The 17,186-nt window shown below is 70.5% G+C and carries 19 protein-coding genes; 5 read left to right on the top strand and 14 right to left on the bottom strand.

Going from position 1 to position 17,186, the window contains the following annotated elements; genetic code table 11:
• The first annotated feature begins 42 nt into the window (after positions 1-42).
• Together ACWC97_RS28420 and ACWC97_RS28425 are read left to right on the top strand one after the other, a co-directional pair.
• Positions 43-1,371, top strand: coding sequence for a 3-oxoacyl-ACP reductase (locus tag ACWC97_RS28420; protein ID WP_352278570.1), 1,329 nt, complete (start codon positions 43-45; stop codon positions 1,369-1,371).
• A 5-nt stretch (positions 1,372-1,376) separates the two neighbouring features.
• The gene (locus ACWC97_RS28425; protein ID WP_450652339.1) at positions 1,377-2,243 is read left to right on the top strand and encodes a MaoC/PaaZ C-terminal domain-containing protein; all 867 of its coding nucleotides are present in this window, start codon (positions 1,377-1,379) and stop codon (positions 2,241-2,243) included.
• Here ACWC97_RS28425 and ACWC97_RS28430 read toward each other — a convergent pair.
• The 6 genes from ACWC97_RS28430 to ACWC97_RS28455 all read right to left on the bottom strand — a co-directional run bounded on the left by ACWC97_RS28430 (position 2,179) and on the right by ACWC97_RS28455 (position 7,593).
• A complete protein-coding gene (locus ACWC97_RS28430) occupies positions 2,179-2,826 on the bottom strand; it encodes a TetR/AcrR family transcriptional regulator (RefSeq protein WP_450652411.1) in 648 nt (215 codons plus the stop codon). The genes ACWC97_RS28425 and ACWC97_RS28430 overlap by 65 nt on opposite strands.
• Positions 2,827-2,962: 136 nt before the next feature.
• On the bottom strand, positions 2,963-4,351 hold the full coding sequence (locus ACWC97_RS28435; protein ID WP_352278566.1) for a dicarboxylate/amino acid:cation symporter: 1,389 nt from the start codon (positions 4,349-4,351) through the stop codon (positions 2,963-2,965).
• 457 nt (positions 4,352-4,808) lie between these two features.
• The gene (locus ACWC97_RS28440) at positions 4,809-5,063 is read right to left on the bottom strand and encodes a DUF4229 domain-containing protein (RefSeq protein ID WP_385214868.1); all 255 of its coding nucleotides are present in this window, start codon (positions 5,061-5,063) and stop codon (positions 4,809-4,811) included.
• Positions 5,064-5,237: 174 nt separating this feature from the next.
• The gene (locus ACWC97_RS28445) at positions 5,238-5,768 is read right to left on the bottom strand and encodes a GNAT family N-acetyltransferase (RefSeq protein ID WP_352278564.1); all 531 of its coding nucleotides are present in this window, start codon (positions 5,766-5,768) and stop codon (positions 5,238-5,240) included.
• A 108-nt stretch (positions 5,769-5,876) separates the two neighbouring features.
• On the bottom strand, positions 5,877-7,040 hold the full coding sequence (mqnE, locus tag ACWC97_RS28450) for an aminofutalosine synthase MqnE (protein WP_352278562.1): 1,164 nt from the start codon (positions 7,038-7,040) through the stop codon (positions 5,877-5,879).
• A gap of 97 nt (positions 7,041-7,137) precedes the next feature.
• Entirely contained in the window at positions 7,138-7,593 is a 456-nt protein-coding gene (locus tag ACWC97_RS28455) for an Lrp/AsnC family transcriptional regulator (protein ID WP_352278560.1), read from the bottom strand.
• 130 nt (positions 7,594-7,723) lie between these two features.
• Here ACWC97_RS28455 and ACWC97_RS28460 point away from each other — a divergent pair, with 130 nt between their 5' ends.
• Positions 7,724-7,858, top strand: coding sequence for a hypothetical protein (locus ACWC97_RS28460; RefSeq protein ID WP_256260259.1), 135 nt, complete (start codon positions 7,724-7,726; stop codon positions 7,856-7,858).
• Between the two features lie 17 nt (positions 7,859-7,875).
• Here the strand turns inward: ACWC97_RS28460 and ACWC97_RS28465 are convergent, their stop codons facing one another.
• Positions 7,876-8,550, bottom strand: a complete 675-nt coding sequence (locus ACWC97_RS28465; protein WP_352278558.1) for a UbiX family flavin prenyltransferase — start codon at positions 8,548-8,550, stop codon at positions 7,876-7,878.
• Between the two features lie 137 nt (positions 8,551-8,687).
• Here ACWC97_RS28465 and ACWC97_RS28470 point away from each other — a divergent pair, with 137 nt between their 5' ends.
• Positions 8,688-9,281 carry a rhomboid family intramembrane serine protease gene (locus ACWC97_RS28470; RefSeq protein WP_352278557.1) on the top strand — a complete coding sequence of 198 codons (594 nt, stop codon included), beginning with the start codon at positions 8,688-8,690 and terminating at the stop codon, positions 9,279-9,281.
• 28 nt (positions 9,282-9,309) lie between these two features.
• On the opposite strand, the gene mqnP is transcribed toward ACWC97_RS28470, so the two are convergent.
• Both mqnP and ACWC97_RS28480 read right to left on the bottom strand, forming a co-directional pair.
• Positions 9,310-10,227, bottom strand: coding sequence for a menaquinone biosynthesis prenyltransferase MqnP (gene mqnP, locus ACWC97_RS28475; RefSeq protein WP_352278555.1), 918 nt, complete (start codon positions 10,225-10,227; stop codon positions 9,310-9,312).
• Positions 10,224-11,681 carry a menaquinone biosynthesis decarboxylase gene (locus ACWC97_RS28480; RefSeq protein ID WP_366297587.1) on the bottom strand — a complete coding sequence of 486 codons (1,458 nt, stop codon included), beginning with the start codon at positions 11,679-11,681 and terminating at the stop codon, positions 10,224-10,226. Before ACWC97_RS28480 ends, mqnP begins: the two co-directional genes overlap by 4 nt.
• A gap of 201 nt (positions 11,682-11,882) precedes the next feature.
• On the opposite strand from ACWC97_RS28480, the gene ACWC97_RS28485 reads away from it, so the two are divergent.
• Positions 11,883-12,278: a PLD nuclease N-terminal domain-containing protein gene (locus ACWC97_RS28485; RefSeq protein WP_352278546.1), complete on the top strand. Its 396-nt coding sequence runs from the start codon at positions 11,883-11,885 to the stop codon at positions 12,276-12,278.
• On the opposite strand, the gene ACWC97_RS28490 is transcribed toward ACWC97_RS28485, so the two are convergent.
• The 5 genes from ACWC97_RS28490 to ACWC97_RS28510 all read right to left on the bottom strand — a co-directional run bounded on the left by ACWC97_RS28490 (position 12,279) and on the right by ACWC97_RS28510 (position 17,186).
• Positions 12,279-12,818, bottom strand: coding sequence for an SRPBCC domain-containing protein (locus ACWC97_RS28490; protein WP_450652344.1), 540 nt, complete (start codon positions 12,816-12,818; stop codon positions 12,279-12,281).
• 76 nt (positions 12,819-12,894) lie between these two features.
• The gene (gene ccsB, locus ACWC97_RS28495) at positions 12,895-13,995 is read right to left on the bottom strand and encodes a c-type cytochrome biogenesis protein CcsB (protein ID WP_450652346.1); all 1,101 of its coding nucleotides are present in this window, start codon (positions 13,993-13,995) and stop codon (positions 12,895-12,897) included.
• The gene (gene resB / locus ACWC97_RS28500) at positions 13,992-15,800 is read right to left on the bottom strand and encodes a cytochrome c biogenesis protein ResB (protein ID WP_450652348.1); all 1,809 of its coding nucleotides are present in this window, start codon (positions 15,798-15,800) and stop codon (positions 13,992-13,994) included. The genes ccsB and resB overlap by 4 nt, the downstream gene beginning before the upstream one ends.
• A 5-nt stretch (positions 15,801-15,805) precedes the next feature.
• On the bottom strand, positions 15,806-16,570 hold the full coding sequence (locus tag ACWC97_RS28505) for a cytochrome c biogenesis CcdA family protein (RefSeq protein WP_352278540.1): 765 nt from the start codon (positions 16,568-16,570) through the stop codon (positions 15,806-15,808).
• Positions 16,571-16,574: 4 nt separating this feature from the next.
• Positions 16,575-17,186, bottom strand: coding sequence for a TlpA family protein disulfide reductase (locus ACWC97_RS28510; protein ID WP_352278539.1), 612 nt, complete (start codon positions 17,184-17,186; stop codon positions 16,575-16,577).

The raw sequence follows: 17,186 nt of genomic DNA on the forward strand, positions 1-17,186 counted from the left end.
TTACTCTGGAGTAAATCTACGACCGAGCAGGGAGTCTGGACAATGGCCGACCGCTATCTGCGCTTCACCGGCACCGCACCCGGCCGTTTCCTGACCCGGCGGCTCGGGCTGCCGCAGCCCGCCGCGCTGCGCCGGTGGTCGCCCGGGACGCCGACGCTGGACGGCCCGCTGCTCCACCTCACCGCCGGGGACTCCGCGGTGACCGACCGGCTCGGGGCGCTCCTCGCGTCGACCGGACTCGACGTCACCGGCCCCGGCGGCACCGCGGAGCGCCCCGCCGGGATCGTGCTGGACGCGACGGGGGTCGTCACCCCGGGCGGGCTCGCCGAGGTCCACGCGGCGCTGCATCCGGTGATCCGCTCCCTCGCCCCGGGCGGGCGCGTCGTGGTGCTGGGGGTGCGCCCGTCCGCCGACGACCACCACCAGGCCGCCGCCCAGCAGGCGCTGGAGGGGTTCGTGCGCTCCCTGGGCAAGGAGGTCGGCCGGGGCGCCACCGTACAGCTGCTCCGGATCGTCCCGGAAGGCGTCGGGGCGGCCGGCTCCACCCTGCGTTTCCTGCTCTCGCCCCGGTCCGCGTACGTCAGCGGCCAGGTGATCGAGCTGACCGCCGCCGAGCCCGGCCCCGTCGCCGATCCGGCGGCCCCGCTCGCCGGGCGCACCGCCCTGGTCACCGGCGCGGCGCGCGGCATCGGCGCCTCGGTCGCCGAGGTGCTGGTCCGGGACGGCGCCCGGGTGCTCGTCCTGGACGTGCCGGCCGTCCGCGACGAACTGGCCGCCACCGCCGAGCGGCTCGGCGCCACCGCGCTGCCGCTGGACATCACCGCCGACGAAGCCGCCGAGCGGATCGCCGACGCGGTCCCGGACGGCCTCGACGTACTCGTCCACAACGCGGGCATCACCCGGGACCGCCGCCTCGCCAACATGCCCGCCGAACGCTGGGCATCGGTCGTCGACGTGAACCTGGACTCGGTGCTGCGCACCACGGACGCCCTGCTGAAGGCGGGCACCCTCAACCACGGCGGCCGGATCGTCGCCACCGCGTCCATCGCCGGGATCGCGGGCAACAACGGCCAGACCAACTACGCGGCGAGCAAGGCGGGCATCATCGGGCTGGTCCGCTCGCTGGCCCCGCGCGCCGCCGCCGAGCACGGCATCACGGTCAACGCGGTGGCGCCCGGCTTCATCGAGACGAGGATGACCGCGGCCGTGCCGCTGTTCATCCGGGAGGCGGGCCGCCGGATGAACTCCCTGGCACAGGGCGGACTCCCGGTCGACGTCGCCGAGACGGCCGCCTGGTTCGCCCAGCCCGGATCGGCGGCCGTCAACGGCCAGGTCGTGCGGGTCTGCGGCCAGAGCCTGCTGGGAGCGTGACCCCCATGGCGAAGATGAACGTGACACTCGCCCGAGCGACTGTCACCTCTTTCTTCAAGAGGGCGGGTGCCCCCGGCGCCGTGCTCCCCGCCGAACGGGCCGTCCGCCCGGCCGCGCCGCCCCCGCCCGGCCCGCTCGCCGCGTACCGCGAGGTGTGCGGCTTCACCGGGCCGGACACCGCGCTGCCGCTCACCTATCCGCAGGTGCTGGGCTTCCCGCTCACCATGGGGCTGATGGCGGACCGGGCCTTCCCACTGCCGGTGCTCGGCCTCGTCCACACCTGGATCGAGATCACCCGCCACCAGCCCGTGCACCCCGCCGACGCGCTCGAACTCACCGTGTACGCAGAGGAGTTGACCCCGCACCGGCGCGGGACCGAGGTCACGATGGTCACCGAGGCGCGGCGTGCGGACACCCTGGTCTGGGAGTCCCGCAGCGGCTACCTGTCCCGGCACGACCGGGACACCCCCGTCCCCGGGACACCCCGGGCTCCCGCCACCGCCGAGGAGCTTCCCGCCGTCGCCGAATGGCGGCTCCCCGGCGACCTGGGACGGCGGTACGGCGCCGCCTCCGGCGACCGGAACCCCATCCACCTGTACCCGCTGACCGCCCGGCTCTTCGGCTTCCCCCGGGCCATCGCCCACGGCATGTGGACCGTCGCCCACTGCCTGGCCGAGATCCCGCGCCCGGACGAGGTCCACCACGTACGGGCCGACTTCAGGGCCCCGGTCCTGCTGCCCGCCACCGTCACCTACGCGGCCGACGACACCGGATTCCAGCTCCGCTCCGCCACCGGCCGCGTCCACCTCACCGGGCGGACGCGGCGTGCTCCCGGTCCGGGGCAGGAGGCTGCCAGGGGCGGCCGTTCATAAGGTTCTCCAGCCCCGCCCAGGAGAAGTTCATCAGGGTGGCCGCGGCCTCCTTCGCCGAGACGCCCGGGGTCTCGTTGGCCCAGCCGGCGAGCGACTCCGCGGCCCCCACCAGCGCCTGCGCGAGCCCGGCCACATCGCGGTCGGGCAGCTCCGGGTCGCGGTGCGCCTCGCGGGCCGCGGCCCCGATCAGCTCCGTCACGAACGCGACGATCTCGTCGCGCATCACCGCCACCTCGTCGGCGAACGGCTCCCCGTGCGTACGCGCCTGGCGGTGCAGCACCGCCCAGCCGTCCGGGTTCTCGGCCGTGTGCGTGAAGAACGCCCGCAGCCCGGACCAGAGCTGCCGGTCCGCCGGAAGCCCCGGTTCCGCCCCGGCCCGTACCGCGTCGACCAGCGCCTTCGCCTCACGCCTGATGCAGGCGGTGAACAGCTCCTCCTTGGAGTGGAGGTACAGGTAGACGAGCGGCTTGGAGACCCCCGCCAGCTCGGCGATCTCGTCCATCGAGGCGGCCCGGTACCCCCGCTGCCCGAAGGTCCGCACGGCGGCCTCCATCATCTGCCGCTCGCGCACGGCACGCGGCATCCGTTTGTTCTTCACCGCACCCACGTCGAATCCCTTCCGCCCCCGGTCGCACCGCTCTCCCCCGGTAAGGGTACGAGGACGCCCCCGGTCCGCGCTCGCGGACCGGGGGCGTCCCGTGCTGTCGTACGCGCACCGGCTACGCGGTGGCCGGAACCCGCTCCGGCTCGGCGTCGCGCACCTCGGCGTCACCGGCCGCGCCGGCCGGCGCCTCGGTCTCACGCGGCGTGTCGTCGACCGGCGAGGAGGAGGCCGAGTTGTACGCGTCGTGGTCGAGGATCTTCTCGCGGGCCGCGACGATCACCGGGACCAGCGCCTGGCCCGCCACGTTGGTGGCCGTACGCATCATGTCGAGGATCGGGTCGATCGCCATCAGCAGGCCGACGCCCTCCAGCGGGAGGCCCAGCGTCGACAGCGTGAGGGTCAGCATGACCGTCGCACCGGTGAGACCGGCGGTGGCCGCCGAACCGATCACCGAGACGAAGGCGATCAGGATGTAGTCGCCGACACCGAGCTGCACATCGAAGATCTGCGCGATGAAGATCGCCGCCAGCGCCGGGTAGATCGCGGCGCAGCCGTCCATCTTGGTGGTGGCGCCGAACGGGACCGAGAAGGAGGCGTACTCCTTCGGGACGCCGAGGCGCTCGGTGACCTTCTGGGTGACCGGCATGGTGCCGACCGAGGAGCGGGAGACGAAGGCCAGCTGGATGGCCGGCCAGGCACCCTTGTAGAACTGGACCGGGCTGAGCTTGGCGGCCGTCGCGAGGAGCAGCGGGTACACGCCGAACAGCACCAGGGCGCAGCCGATGTAGATGTCGGCGGTGAACGTGGCGTACTTGCCGATCAGGTCCCAGCCGTAGTCGGCGATGGCGTAGCCGATGAGGCCGACGGTGCCGATCGGGGCGAGGCGGATGACCCACCACAGGGCCTTCTGGAGCAGCTCCAGGACGGACTCGCTGAGGGTGAGGATCGGTTGGGCCTTCTCGCCGAGCTGGAGGGCGGCGATACCGGCGACGGCGGCCATGAAGACGATCTGGAGCACGTTCAGCTCGGTGAACGGCGTGATCACGTTGTCCGGGATGATCCCGGTCAGGAAGTCGAGCCAGGAGCCGGCGTGCTCCGGCAGCTTGCCGTCCTTCGGCGTGAGTCCGGTGCCCGCGCCCGGGTTGGTGATCAGACCGATCGCGAGGCCGATGGCGACCGCGATCAGTGAGGTGATCATGAACCAGAGCAGGGTGCGGGTGGCCAGCCGGGCGGCGTTGTTGACCTTCCGCAGGTTGGTGATCGACACCAGGATCGCGAAGAAGACGAGCGGCGCGACGGCCAGCTTCAGCAGCTGGACGAAGATGTGGCCGACCTTGTCGAGCGTGGTGTACAGCCAGCCGATGTCGTAGCTGCGGGCCAGCCAGCCCAGGACGACACCGAGGACGAGACCGGCGACTATCTGGGCCCAGAACGGGACCTTGGGAAGCCGGAAACCGGAGCCGGACGGGGTCTCGGCAGCGGTGGACGCGGGATTCGCGGACACGGACACACTCCAGATGTGACGCATCGGGGCGCACAGGGGCAGGGATTCGTGGGACGGGGGTGGGTGCGGCGCCCGCGTCAGGGGTGGCGCCGCTGCATGGTGCCGTTCAGACTGCGCGGCAACAGACCGCGGACATACAGCGGCAGAGATCGACATGCAGGCGCACCACGAGCGGGATGCTCATGGCGTGTCGAGGGCGCACTGCTGTCTTCATGCCCAACACGTTAACACTTGAACTTTGGGAACCTCAAAGGCCTTCTTTGACTCTTCCCTCTTCGCGCATCCGCCATGCCTGGGCCCGTTCCACCCCGGCCCGTCCCGTTCCGCCCGGGAACGACAGAAACCCCGGCGTCACGGAGCGGGGTGCTCCGGGGCCGGGGTTTCGTGAAGTACGCGTGCGCGCCGCGGGGGTGTGAGGAAACTTACCCGTCCCTCACGCCGTTCCGGGGGCCTTCGTTCACGAGGTGACGTGGTCCTCGCGGGTGCGGTTCGACTCCAGGCGCCGCTTGGCGCGGTCGACCTTGCCGACGATCTGCTCGGACATCTCGTCGCGCTGCTTGCGCAGCAGCACGTAGCTGAGCGGCGCGGACAGGACCAGGGCGAGCAGAATCACCCAGACGACGTTCGAACCGTTCGTCCCGGAGGGCAGCAGACCGAAGTGGACGGCGACGGCCGCGACGAGGAAGCAGCCGACGAAGATGCTGAGGCGCATCGCGGTGTACCGAATTGTCGCGCTCGGCTTGGCAGCGGACACAGTTGGCCTCTCTCTCAGCGTATGACGTCCTTCGGTCCTGCCCGACCAGTGAAGCATGCCCCGGAATCGATCAGTTCGGAGGGCTCCGCCAAAGGAGGCCCCGCGTCGCACCGCCCGGACGGTCCCCGCCGGTCAGACGGTTCCCAGCGGCAGCAGCATGATGATGTCGTCCCGGTCGTCCCCCTCGGCCACCCGGATCGCGTCGGGCACCCGACCGACCTCCTTGTAGCCGCAGGATCCGTAGAAGCGGTCGACGCCGGTGCCGCCCCGGCAGGTGAGCCGGATCGCCTCGATGCCGTCGAGGGAACGGGCGGCATCGGCCGCGGCGGCCATCAGGTCGCGCCCGTACCCCTTGCCCTGGTGGCGGGGGTGGACCATCACCGTGTAGAGCCAGAGCCAGTGGGTCATCAGCCGGTGGGTGTTGAGGGCGAGGAAGGCGGTGGCGGCGACCGCCCCGTCCGCGTCCCGGCCGACCAGCAGACGGGTGTGCCCCTCCCCCATCGCGGCCAGGTGCTTGGCCATCTCGGGCCGGATCTCGTCGGCCGTCACGGGCGGTACGAAGCCCACCGCGCCGCCCGCGTTGGAGACATCGGTCCACAGCGCGACAACGCCCTCGCGGAGCGCGCGGTCGACCTTCGGGTCCAGTTCGAACGTAAGAGCCATAGCGGCAGAGTAACCCTTACCCACCATCGCGCTCAAAGTCTGTCCGGAACGCGAGAAAGCCCTGGCCACAGGGGTCAGGGCTTTCTCGCGTGCGGGGCGGTCGGCGGGTCAGACGCGCATCGGCTGCGGCGACTCGCGCCGGTCGGCGTCCGGGCCCGGGTACTCGCGGATGATCTCGTAGCGCGTGTTGCGCTCGACCGGCCGGAAGCCCGCGTCGCGGATCAGATCCAGCAGGTCGTCGCGGCCGAGCTTGTTCGGCGTGCCGAAGTTGTCCGCGTCATGGGTGATCTTGTACTCGACGACCGAGCCGTCCATGTCGTCCGCGCCGTGCTGGAGCGCGAGCTGGGCGGTCTGCACCCCGTGCATCACCCAGAAGACCTTGACGTGCGGGACGTTGTCGAAGAGCAGCCGGGAGACCGCGAAGGTCTTCAGCGCCTCGGCGCCGGTCGCCATCGTCGTCCGCGCCTGGAGCTTGTTGCGGATCTTGCCGTCCTGCATGTCCACGAAGTCGTGCTGGTAGCGCAGCGGGATGAAGACCTGGAAACCGCCGGTCTCGTCCTGGAGCTCACGCAGCCGCAGCACGTGGTCGACGCGGTGCCGGGGCTCCTCGATGTGCCCGTACAGCATGGTCGCCGGGGTCTTGAGCCCCTTCTCGTGGGCCAGCCGGTGGATGCGCGACCAGTCCTCCCAGTGGGTGTTGTGGTCCACGATGTGCTGGCGGACCTCCCAGTCGAAGATCTCCGCGCCGCCGCCGGTCAGCGACTCCAGACCGGCCTCGATCAGCTCGTCGAGGATCTCGGAGGCGGAGAGCCCGGAGATCGTCTCGAAGTGGTGGATCTCGGTGGCGGTGAACGCCTTGAGGGAGACCTGCGGCAGGGCTTCCTTCAGCGCGCTGAGCGAGCGCGGGTAGTAGCGCCACGGCAGGGTGGGGTGGAGGCCGTTGACGATGTGCAGCTCGGTGAGGTTCTCGCCCTCCATGGCCTTCGCCAGGCGGACGGCCTCCTCGATGCGCATGGTGTACGCGTCCTTCTCGCCCGGCTTGCGCTGGAACGAGCAGTAGGCGCACGACGCCGTGCACACATTGGTCATGTTGAGGTGGCGGTTGACGTTGAAGTGCACGACATCGCCGTTCAGCCGGGTGCGCACCTGGTGCGCGAGGCCGCCGAGCCAGGCCAGGTCGTCCGACTCGTAGAGCGCGATGCCGTCCTCACGGGTCAGGCGCTCACCCGCGCGGACCTTCTCCTCCAGCTCGCGCTTGAGCCCGACGTCCATGCGGCTGCCTCCCAGTTGTCGATGTGCGGTGCGTGTCCCGGCGATGGCTGATACCGGGCGAAACCCCCGGCCGTCCGGGGGTTCCACCACGGTACGCCTACGGCTGCTCGGGCAGTTCGCCGACCCGGTTCTCCCACTTGGTGGAGAGCACGATCGTGGTACGGGTGCGCGAGACGCCCTTCGTCCCACTGAGCCGGCGGATGGTGCGCTCCAGCCCGTCCACGTCGCCGACCCGCACCTTGAGCATGTACGAGTCGTCGCCCGCGATGAACCAGGCGTCCTCGATCTCCGCCAGGTCCTTCAGCCGCCGCGCGACGTCCTCGTGGTCGGCCGCGTCGGAGAGCGAGATGCCGATCAGGGCCGTGACGCCGAGCCCGAGGGACGCGGAGTCGACGGTGGCGCGGTAGCCGGTGATGACACCGGCGGATTCCAGCCGGTTGATGCGGTCGGTGACGCTGGGCCCGGAGAGCCCGACGAGCCGTCCCAGCTCGGCGTACGAGGCCCTGCCGTTCTCCCGGAGTGCCTGGATGAGCTGCCTGTCCACCGCGTCCATATGACTGAAACCTTCCATTGTTCAGCAGTATCGCGAGTTTACGTGTAGAATCTAAGGCATGCAGGCTTCATTGCCTGCAAATCTTCCCGAGCATCCGCATAAATACTTTCGAATCTTCAGGAGTGAGACCGTGTACACGATCGAGATGGCCTACGCCCGGATGCGCGAGCTTCAGGACCTGGCCAACCGCTCGCGTGCCCACCAGCCCGCCGCCGCGCACCGGGTCGACCGGACCCGTAAGCCGCGCGCCATGAAGAAGCGCTGACCACAGGCCCTTCCGGGTCAGCCACGGGAGTCACGGGAGCCGCCACCGAGCTCTCCCTCCCACCGGCGGTACAGGCCGTGCGGCACCCCTGCCGCGTCCAGTACCCGACCGGCGACGAAGTCCACCAGATCCTGGATGTGCGTCGCCCCCGCGTAGAACGCCGGAGAGGCGGGCAGCACCACGGCGCCCGCCTCGTCCAGGCTCACCAGATGTTTCAGCGTCTGCCCGTTCAGCGGCGTCTCGCGCACCGCGACGACCAGCGTCCGCCGCTCCTTGAGCGTCACGCTCGCCGCCCGCTGGAGCAGATCCTTCGAGAGCCCGAGCGCCACCCCGGCCACACAGGCCGTCGAGGCCGGAACGATCAGCATCCCCTTCGCCGGGTACGAGCCCGAGGACGGCCCGGCCGCGAGATCACCGGCCGCCCAGTACCGCACGCCCTCGACGTCCACGTCGAAGGTGTGCGGTTTGCCGTCCGCACCGCGCGCCAGCCAGCTGCGCAGGTCCTCCTGCCAGTGCGCGTCGCGGAACGCGATCCCCGTCTCGTCCAGCAGCGTCAGCCGGGAGGCCCGGCTCACCACCAGATCGACGCTCTCCCCCGCGGCCAGCAGACCGCGCAGCACCGAGGCGGCGAATGGGGTGCCCGAGGCGCCCGAAACCCCGACAATCCAAGGCCGGCGCTGCTGTTGGCTCACTGAAGTCCCGGATTCCACACGCATGAGCCTATCCGGCCGCACCGGAACGGAACCGTCGACGGTGCCCCGGCGTTCCCGGTGGGGGAACGGGAACGGCGCGGCCGCCCCCAAGGACACGGAACGAGCAGGGGGCCACGATGAGCGCACTCACCGGGTACACGGCACCGGAGCGGCCCGCCGGCGACCGGGCGCGGGCCGCGGCCAAGCTCATGGCGGGCTGGGTGGCGCTCCTCTGGCTGCTCGAAATCGTCGACACGGCGACCGGCCACGCGCTGGACGGCTTCGGGATCGAGCCGCGCCGGGCCGCCGAGCTGGTGGACGTCGTGCCCGCGTCCTTCATCCACTTCGGCTTCGGCCATGTCGCGTCCAACAGCGTGCCGCTGCTGGTCTTCGGCTTCCTCGCCGCGCTCGGCGGCATCCGCCGGTTCCTCGCCGTGGCCGCCACGATCATGGTGGTCGACGGACTGGGCGTCTGGCTGGTCGCGCCGGAGTACTCCAACACGGCGGGCGCGTCCGGGCTGGTCTTCGGGCTCTTCGGCTATCTGCTCGTCCGCGGATTCGTGGACCGCAGAGTGCTCGACATGGTCGTCGGGCTGGTCGTCGGCGCGATCTGGGGCTCGACGATCCTGCTGGGGCTCTCCCCGGCCAACACCTCGGTGAGCTGGCAGGGGCATCTGTTCGGCCTGGTGGCGGGGGTGGCGGCGGCGTTCGTCTTCCGCCGCCGTCCCTGAGAACCGTCGAACGGCCGGCCCGGCACGGTCAGACCACCAGGCCCCGCACCACCAGGTCCAGCAGCGCGCAGGCGAAGAGCGCGATCCCGATGAAACCGTTGACCGAGAAGAACGCCCGGTTCAGCCGGGACAGATCGTGCGGGCGCACCACCCGGTGCTCGTAGACGAAGGCGACGGCCACGACCGCCATGCCGATCCAGTAGAACAGCCCGGCCCCGCTGGCCAGCCCGAACCAGACCAGCAGCCCGGTCGTGATCACATGGCAGACCCGGGCGCCCCACAGCGCCGCCGGGACGCCGAACCGGGCCGGCACCGAGAGCACCCCGTGCGCCCGGTCGGCCTGGACGTCCTGGCAGGCGAAGATCAGGTCGAAGCCGCCGATCCAGACACCGACCGCGAGCCCGAGGATCACCGCCTCCCACGACCAACTGCCGGTCACCGCCAGCCAGGCACCGATCGGCCCCATCGCTTGCGCGATCCCGAGGATGGCGTGCGGGTAGTGGGTGAACCGCTTCCCGTACGGATAGACCACCATCGGCACCACCGCGACCGGCGCCAGCGCCAGACAGAGCGGGTTGAGCAGCGCCGCCGCGCCCAGGAAGAAGACGACGGCGACGAGCGCCCCCGTCCACGCCGACCGGACCGAGACCGCGCCGGTGACCAGCTCCCGGCCGGCCGTGCGCGGGTTGCGCGCGTCGATCTCCCGGTCGATGATCCGGTTGGCGGCCATCGCGAAGGTCCGCAGCCCCACCATCGCGACGGTGACCAGGAGCAGCGTCACCCAGTGGATCGACCCGTCGTCCAGGAACATCGCGGTCAGCGCGGCGATGTACGCGAAGGGCAGCGCGAAGACCGAGTGCTCGATCATCACCAGCCGCAGGAACGCCTTGACCTTGCTGTTCGGCCGTACGGGCCCGGTGCCCAGTGCTGCTTCGGCGGCGCTCACAGTCCGTATTCCTTCCACCGGCGGTCGACCTTCGCCGCCGTCTCCGGGTCGGACTCGACCATCTCCGGCCAGCCCCCGTCCCGGGTGTAGCCCTCCTCGGGCCACTTGCGCGTCGCGTCGATGCCCGCCTTGCCGCCCCAGAACTGCTGGTAGGAGGCGTGGTCGAGGTGGTCGACGGGGCCCTCGGTGACCGTGAGGTCGCGCGCGTAGTCCGTGTTGCCCAGCGCCCGCCAGGCCACCTCGTGCAGGTCGTGGACGTCGCAGTCGGAGTCCACCACCACGATCAGCTTGGTCAGCGACATCATGTGCGCGCCCCAGATCGCGCTCATCACCTTCTGGGCGTGCTTCGGGTACTTCTTGTCGATCGAGACGATCGCGCAGTTGTGGAAGCCGCCCGCCTCCGGCAGGTGGTAGTCCACGATGTCCGGCACGATGATCTTGAGGAGCGGCAGGAAGAACCGCTCGGTGGCCCGCCCCAGCGGCCCGTCCTCGGTCGGCGGCCGGCCCACCACGATCGACTGGAGCAGCGGGCGCCGCCGCATGGTCACGCAGTCGATGGTCAGCGCGGGGAACGGCTCCTGCGGGGTGTAGAAGCCGGTGTGGTCGCCGAACGGCCCCTCGGGCAGCGTCTTCCCGGGCTCCAGCCACCCCTCCAGGACGACCTCCGCCTGCGCGGGCACCTGGAGCGGCACGGTCTTGCAGTCGACCATCTCGATCCGCTTGCCCTGGACGAACCCGGCGAAGAGGTACTCGTCGATGTCCCCGGGCAGCGGCGCGGTGGAGGCGTACGTCACCGAGGGCGGCGCCCCGAAGGCGATGGCGACCGGCAGCCGCTCCCCGCGCCGGGCGGCGACCTGGTAGTGGTTGCGGCTGTCCTTGTGGATCTGCCAGTGCATGCCGATCGTGCGGCGGTCGTGGCGCTGGAGCCGGTACAGCCCCAGGTTGCGGATCCCGGTCTCCGGGTCCTTGGTGTGGGTGAGGCCCAGGTTGAAGAAGGAGCCGCCGTCCCCGGGCCAGGTGAAGAGCGCGGGCAGCTGGTCCAGGTCCACGTCGTCGCCGGTCAGGACCACCTCCTGGACCGGGGCGCTCTCCTGCTTCACCTTCTTCGGCGGCACGTGGACCATCGAGCCGAGCTTGCCGAAGGCCTCGCGGACGCCGACGAAGCCGTGCGGCAGCTCCGGCCTGAGCAGCCCGCCGATCTTGTCGCTGATGTCGGCGTAGGACTTCAGCCCGAGCGCCTTCAGCAGCCGCCGGTCGGTCCCGAAGACGTTCATGGCCAGGGGCATCGAGGACCCCTTGACGTTCTCGAAGAGCAGGGCGGGTCCGCCCGCCTTGTTGACCCGGTCGACGATCTCGCCGACCTCCAGGTAGGGGTCGACCTCGGCCTTGATGCGCTTGAGATCGCCCTCGCGCTCCAGGGCCCGGAGGAGGGAACGAAGATCGTCGTAAGCCATGCCGTCCAGTCTGTCACCACCCCCGACGATCACACGGGGCACCCCGTCCGACACCGGGGCGGGTAGCCCTCGCGGGCGGGGCCGGGCGCGTCACCGAACGGTTCCACTCCGTTCGCCGCTGCATGTCAGAGGTACCGGCTACCCTGGCCCCACACCGGGGCGGGACATGCCCCGCCAAATCTCCGCAGGGGGACCTCCACCATGCTCCGGGCCCTGATCTATCTCCTGCCGCTGGCGCTGACGATCTACGCCTTCATCGACTGCCTCAACACCCCCGAGGACGAGGCCAAGCACCTGCCGAAGATCGCGTGGGTCTTCATCATCCTGCTGTTCTGGATCGTCGGCCCGATCGTCTGGCTGGCCGCCGGCAAGATGCGCACCGCGCCCGCCGGGGGCCGTACGCCCTCCGAGTGGCACCGCAACCACCGCTCGCAGTGGGTCGCACCGGACGACAACCCCGAGTTCCTCCAGACGCTGCGCGAGGAGAACAAGAAGGACGAGTCGCTCCTCAAGGACTGGGAGGCGGACCTGCGCCGCCGCGAGGAGGAGCTGAAGCGCCGGGAGAACGGCGGCAGCCCGAGCCCGTCCGCCGAGTAGTCACCGCCGGGCGGCGGCCCCGGTCGCGTACTCCTCGCGGAGGCCGGCCCAGCGCACCGGGGTCCATTTCGACCAGTCGGCCGGGGAGCCGTCCAGGGCGTCGGCCAGGTAGCGGAAGTGGTCGTGCCAGCTCGCCAGCCGGTCCAGGACGAGTTCGTCGTCGCCGGCGAACTCGTGGGTGAAGCGGAGCAGGACGTGGTCGCCGCGCGGCGGCTCCAGATGGAAGCGGATGCGGCCCGGCCGCCCCTCGAAGGTGTACTCGGCGACGCGCTCGACGTCCCAGGCGGTGACCGTGCCGGAGACGGCCGGGGCCCGGCCTGGGACGTCGGGGGTGAGCCGGTGGAGCGTGATCGCGCCGCCCACCCGGGGCTCGAAGGGGTCGGCGGCGGCCAGCCAGCCCGGCAGCCCCTCGGAACTGGCAACGGCTGCCCACACCCGGGGAACGGGGTGGGGCAGCCGGAGCGTGAACCTCAGGACGTGCTGGTCGTCGCCGCAGGTCTCGCTGGTACCGGGCTCGATGACGGGGGTGGCATCGGTCATGGTTCCAGCGTGACCCGGCGGTGCCCGATCCGCACCCGTGCGGATCGGGGCCGTACGGATCGGGCCGTGCGGCGGGTCAGACCCCGGCGTAGGAGTGCTTGCCGGTGACGAAGATGTTCACGCCGTAGTAGTTGAAGAGCCAGCAGCCGAAGGCGATCAGCGCCAGGTAGGCGGCCTTGCGGCCCTTCCAGCCGGCGGTGGCGCGGGCGTGCAGGTAGCAGGCGTACGCGACCCAGGTGATGAAGGACCAGACCTCCTTGGGGTCCCAGCCCCAGTAGCGGCCCCAGGCGTCACCGGCCCAGATGGCGCCCGCGATGATCGTGAACGTCCAGAGCGGGAAGACGGCCGCGTTGATCCGGTACGAGAACTTGTCGAGCGAGGAGGCGGCGGGCAGCCGGGACAGCACCGAATGGGCGAAGGAGCCGGGCTCCTCGCCGCGCGCGAGCTTGCTCTCGTAGCTGTCGCGGAACAGGTAGAGCAGGGTGCCGACCGCGCCGATGTAGAAGACGGCACCGCAGAGGATGGCGGTGGAGACGTGGATCCACAGCCAGTACGAGTGCAGCGCGGGCACCAGCTGGTCGCTGGCAGTGTAGAGCACCGTGGTCGCGATGCCGAGGTCCAGCAGGACGGTGGTGACCAGCGCCAGCCCCATCCAGCGGACGTTCTTCTTCAGCGCGAGCAGGACCAGGTACGTGCCGACCGCCACCGTGGAGAAGGTGATGGAGAACTCGTACATGTTGCCCCAGGGGGCCCGCTGGACGGAGAGCGCGCGGGTGAGCACCCCGCCGGCCTCCACCAGGAAGGCGACCATGGTCAGGGCGACCGCGATCCGCCCGTACAGGTCGCCCTTGAACGTGCCGCCGGCCGCTCCGGGCCCGTCCGGCACGTCGCGGGAACCGGCCGCCGCGCGCGTGACGATCTTCGGGTGGTCGAGTACGGCGGTGCCGCCGCCCTTCTGAGCGACCTGCACCTTCACCGAACCGGCGGCATCGGCACCGGCCCCGGCTCCGGCCCCGGTCAGCGCGGCGGCCGTGCGGCCCACCTTGCTGCGGCTGCCGAACACCCACTCCGCGATGTGCGCGAAGAAGGCCAGGGTGTAGACGGCCATGGACGAATAGATCAGCACATTGCTGGTGTGCGCCAGGTTCTCGTTGGTGGCAGCGGCGGCGAGATTCACTTCTCAGCCCCTTCGGCAGGTTCTACGGGGGGTTCTTCGGACGCGTCGGTCTTCCCGGCGGCGTCCGAACCGGCATCGGCGGACGGGTCGGCATCGGAATCGGGGGACGGGTCAACATCCGGGGACGGATCGGGCACGGTCGGTGCCGACCCGACGAGGGTGACCGCGAGGTCGGCCAGTTCCTCGGGGAGCCTGGCGGACTCGCTGCGGCCGAGCCCCGCCATCTCGACGACCGTGACGCCGTCGGCACCGGTGACCGCCCGCACCCAGACCCGGCGCCGCTGGATGAACAGCGAACCCGCGAGACCGGCGATCGCGGCGACGGCCCCGGTGAGCGCCCAGCCGCTGGCCGGCTGCTTCGAGATCTGGAAGCTGGCCCACTCGTCGACGCCCTCGAAGGTGATGGAGCCCCCGTCGGGGAGCTTCATCGTCTCGCCGGCCAGCAGCCGCTGCTTGAGCGGCTTGCCGTCGGCGCCCTTGAAGGCAGTCATCTTGGACTTGTCGAGCTGGTACACGTTCTGCGGCAGCCCCGAGTCCACGCCCAGGCTGCCGTAGAAGCCGTTGAGGGCGAGCACGGGGAAGTCGGGGGCCGGGAACTGCGAGAACATCGTGCCCTTGCCGGCCCCCGCGAAGGTCGGCACGAAGAACGCCTGGAAGCCCAGCTGGATCTTCTTGCCGTTCTGGTCGCGGTACCCGTCCATCACCTTGATCGCACCGGACGAGGTCACGTTGGCGTCCATCGGCAGCAGCGGCACCGCGTTGCGGTAGACCTCCTTGCCGGAGGAGTCCTTCACGGAGACGACGGGCGCGTAGCCGTGCGCGTTGAGGTAGACCTTGGTGCCGTCGATCTCCAGGGGCTCGTTGACCCGGATGACCGTCTTCTTCGGCTTGCCGTACGCGCCTTCCTCGTACGTCACATGGGCCTCGTAGGTACGGGGCGTGCCGCGCTGGGGACCGCTGCGCTCGTACGTGCCGATGAACTTGTCGAGCGTGAAGCTGAACGGGGTGAGCGAGTCCTCGTCGAAGAGCGAGCCGGACTTGAAGTCGTCGTACTGCGGTTTCGTGTTGGCGAAGCCGTCGCCCTGGACGATCAGCTTGGCGCCCTCGGACTTGAAGAGCTGCCCGTACGCGAAGGCGACCAGCATCACGATCAGGGCGACGTGGAAGACCAGGTTCCCGGCCTCGCGCAGATAGCCCTTCTCCGCGGCGACCGCGTCGCCCACCGTGTGCGCACGGAAGCGGCGCTTCCGCATCGCCGCGAGGGCGGCCGCGCGGACCTCCTCGGGCTCGGCCGCGGTGCGCCAGGTGGTGTACGCGGGCAGCCGGTTCAGCCGCTTGGGGGCGCCGGGCGGGCGGCCGCGGAGCTGGCCGACGAACTGGCCGGTGCGCGGCACGATGCAGCCGATGAGCGAGACGAACAGCAGGATGTAGATCGCGGAGAACCACACCGAGCTGTAGACGTCGAAGAACTGCAGCTTCTCGTAGATCGGCGAGACGGTGGTGTGGAGCCTCTTGAAGTTCTCCACCTTCAGCTGGTCCACGCTGTTCTGCGGGATCAGCGAGCCGGGGATGGCGCCGAGCGACAGCAGGAACAGCAGGATCAGCGCGACCCGCATCGAGGTGAGCTGGCGCCAGAACCAGCGGATCCAGCCGACGACGCCCATCGCGGGCAGGCTCGCCGGACTCTCCTCGCTGGGGGCGGTGGAGAGCCGGGAACCGGCGGCGCCCAGCTCGGCGGGGGTGTCCTCCGCGTCGTCGGGCCGCTCGCGCCCGGGGGCGGAGGGAGTGGACTTGGTGTTGCTCATGGAACTCAGATCCCCACCGTGAAACCGCTGGACCAGCTCTGTACCTGCTGCATCATCGTGTCCCAGACCCCGGTGAGCAGCAGCAGACCGGTCACGATCATCATTCCTCCGCCGATCCGCATCACCCAGGCGTAGTGCTTCTTGACCCAGCCGAACGCGCCGAGCGCCTTGCGGAAGGCGATGGCGGTGAGGACGAAGGGGATGCCGAGGCCGAGGCAGTACGCGACGGTCAGTATCGCCCCGCGTCCGGCGGTGCCCTGGTCCATCGCGAGGAGGCTCACCGAGCTGAGCGTCGGGCCCAGGCACGGGGTCCAGCCGATCCCGAAGAGGGCGCCCAGCACGGGGGCGCCCGCCAGTCCGGTGACCGGCCGTCTGTGGATGCGGAACTCGCGCTGGGTCATCCAGGGCATCAGCCCCATGAAGAACACGCCCATCAGGATCATCAGCACGCCGAGGATCTTGGTGAGGATGTCGCCGTGCTCCTGGAGGGTCTGGCCGAAGAAGCCGAAGAGCGCGCCGCCGGAGACGAAGACGGCGGTGAAGCCGAGCACGAAGAGCGAGGCGCCCGCGACCATCCGGCCGCGCCGGGCCCGCGCCAGGTCGGTGCCGCTGACGCCGGTGACGTAGCTGAGGTAACCGGGTACGAGCGGCAGCACGCACGGCGAGAAGAACGAGACCAGCCCGCCGAGCACGGCGACCGGCAGGGCGACGAGAAGCGCCCCGCTCTTCACGGTCTCGTTCTCGCCCACGAGCGCGGCAAGGGTGTGCACGGGATCACTTCTCCGCGATCAGCGGGTCGATCATCTTGTGCAGGCCCTCGGCGTCGAGCGCGACCAGCGAGCGCGCGGCGATCTTCCCGTCCCGGTCCAGGACCACGGTCGACGGGATGGCCTGCGGCCGGAGCGTGCCCTTGGGGAAACGGAGCAGGAGCTTCCCGACCGGGTCGAAGAGGCTCGGGTAGGTGACGCCGTAGTCCTTCTCGAAGCTGATCGCGGGGCCCTTCTGGGCGTCGCGCGTGTTGATGCCGACGAACTGGACGCCCTTGTCGGCGGTCTCCTTCGCGACCCGGGAGAAGTACTGCGCCTCCAGACGGCACGGCCCGCACCAGGAGCCCCACATGTTGAGCACGACGACCTTGCCCTTGTAGTCGGACACGTCGAGCTGCTTGCCGTCGAGGGTCTCTCCGTCGAGCTTCGGGGCGTCCTTGCGCTCTCCCTTGGCCACGGTCGAGATGCCGCCGGTGCCGGTGACGAAGTTCGTGTTGCCGCCGCCGCCGGCCTGGGCGCCGTCACCGCCGCACGCCGTCAGCGTGAGGGCGAGGGCGGCGACCGCCGCGGGGGCGGCGAGCAGGGTGAAGCGGCGTCGGGGTGCGCGGCCATGGCTCAT

This window comes from Streptomyces sp. NPDC001108 (assembly GCF_053598535.1).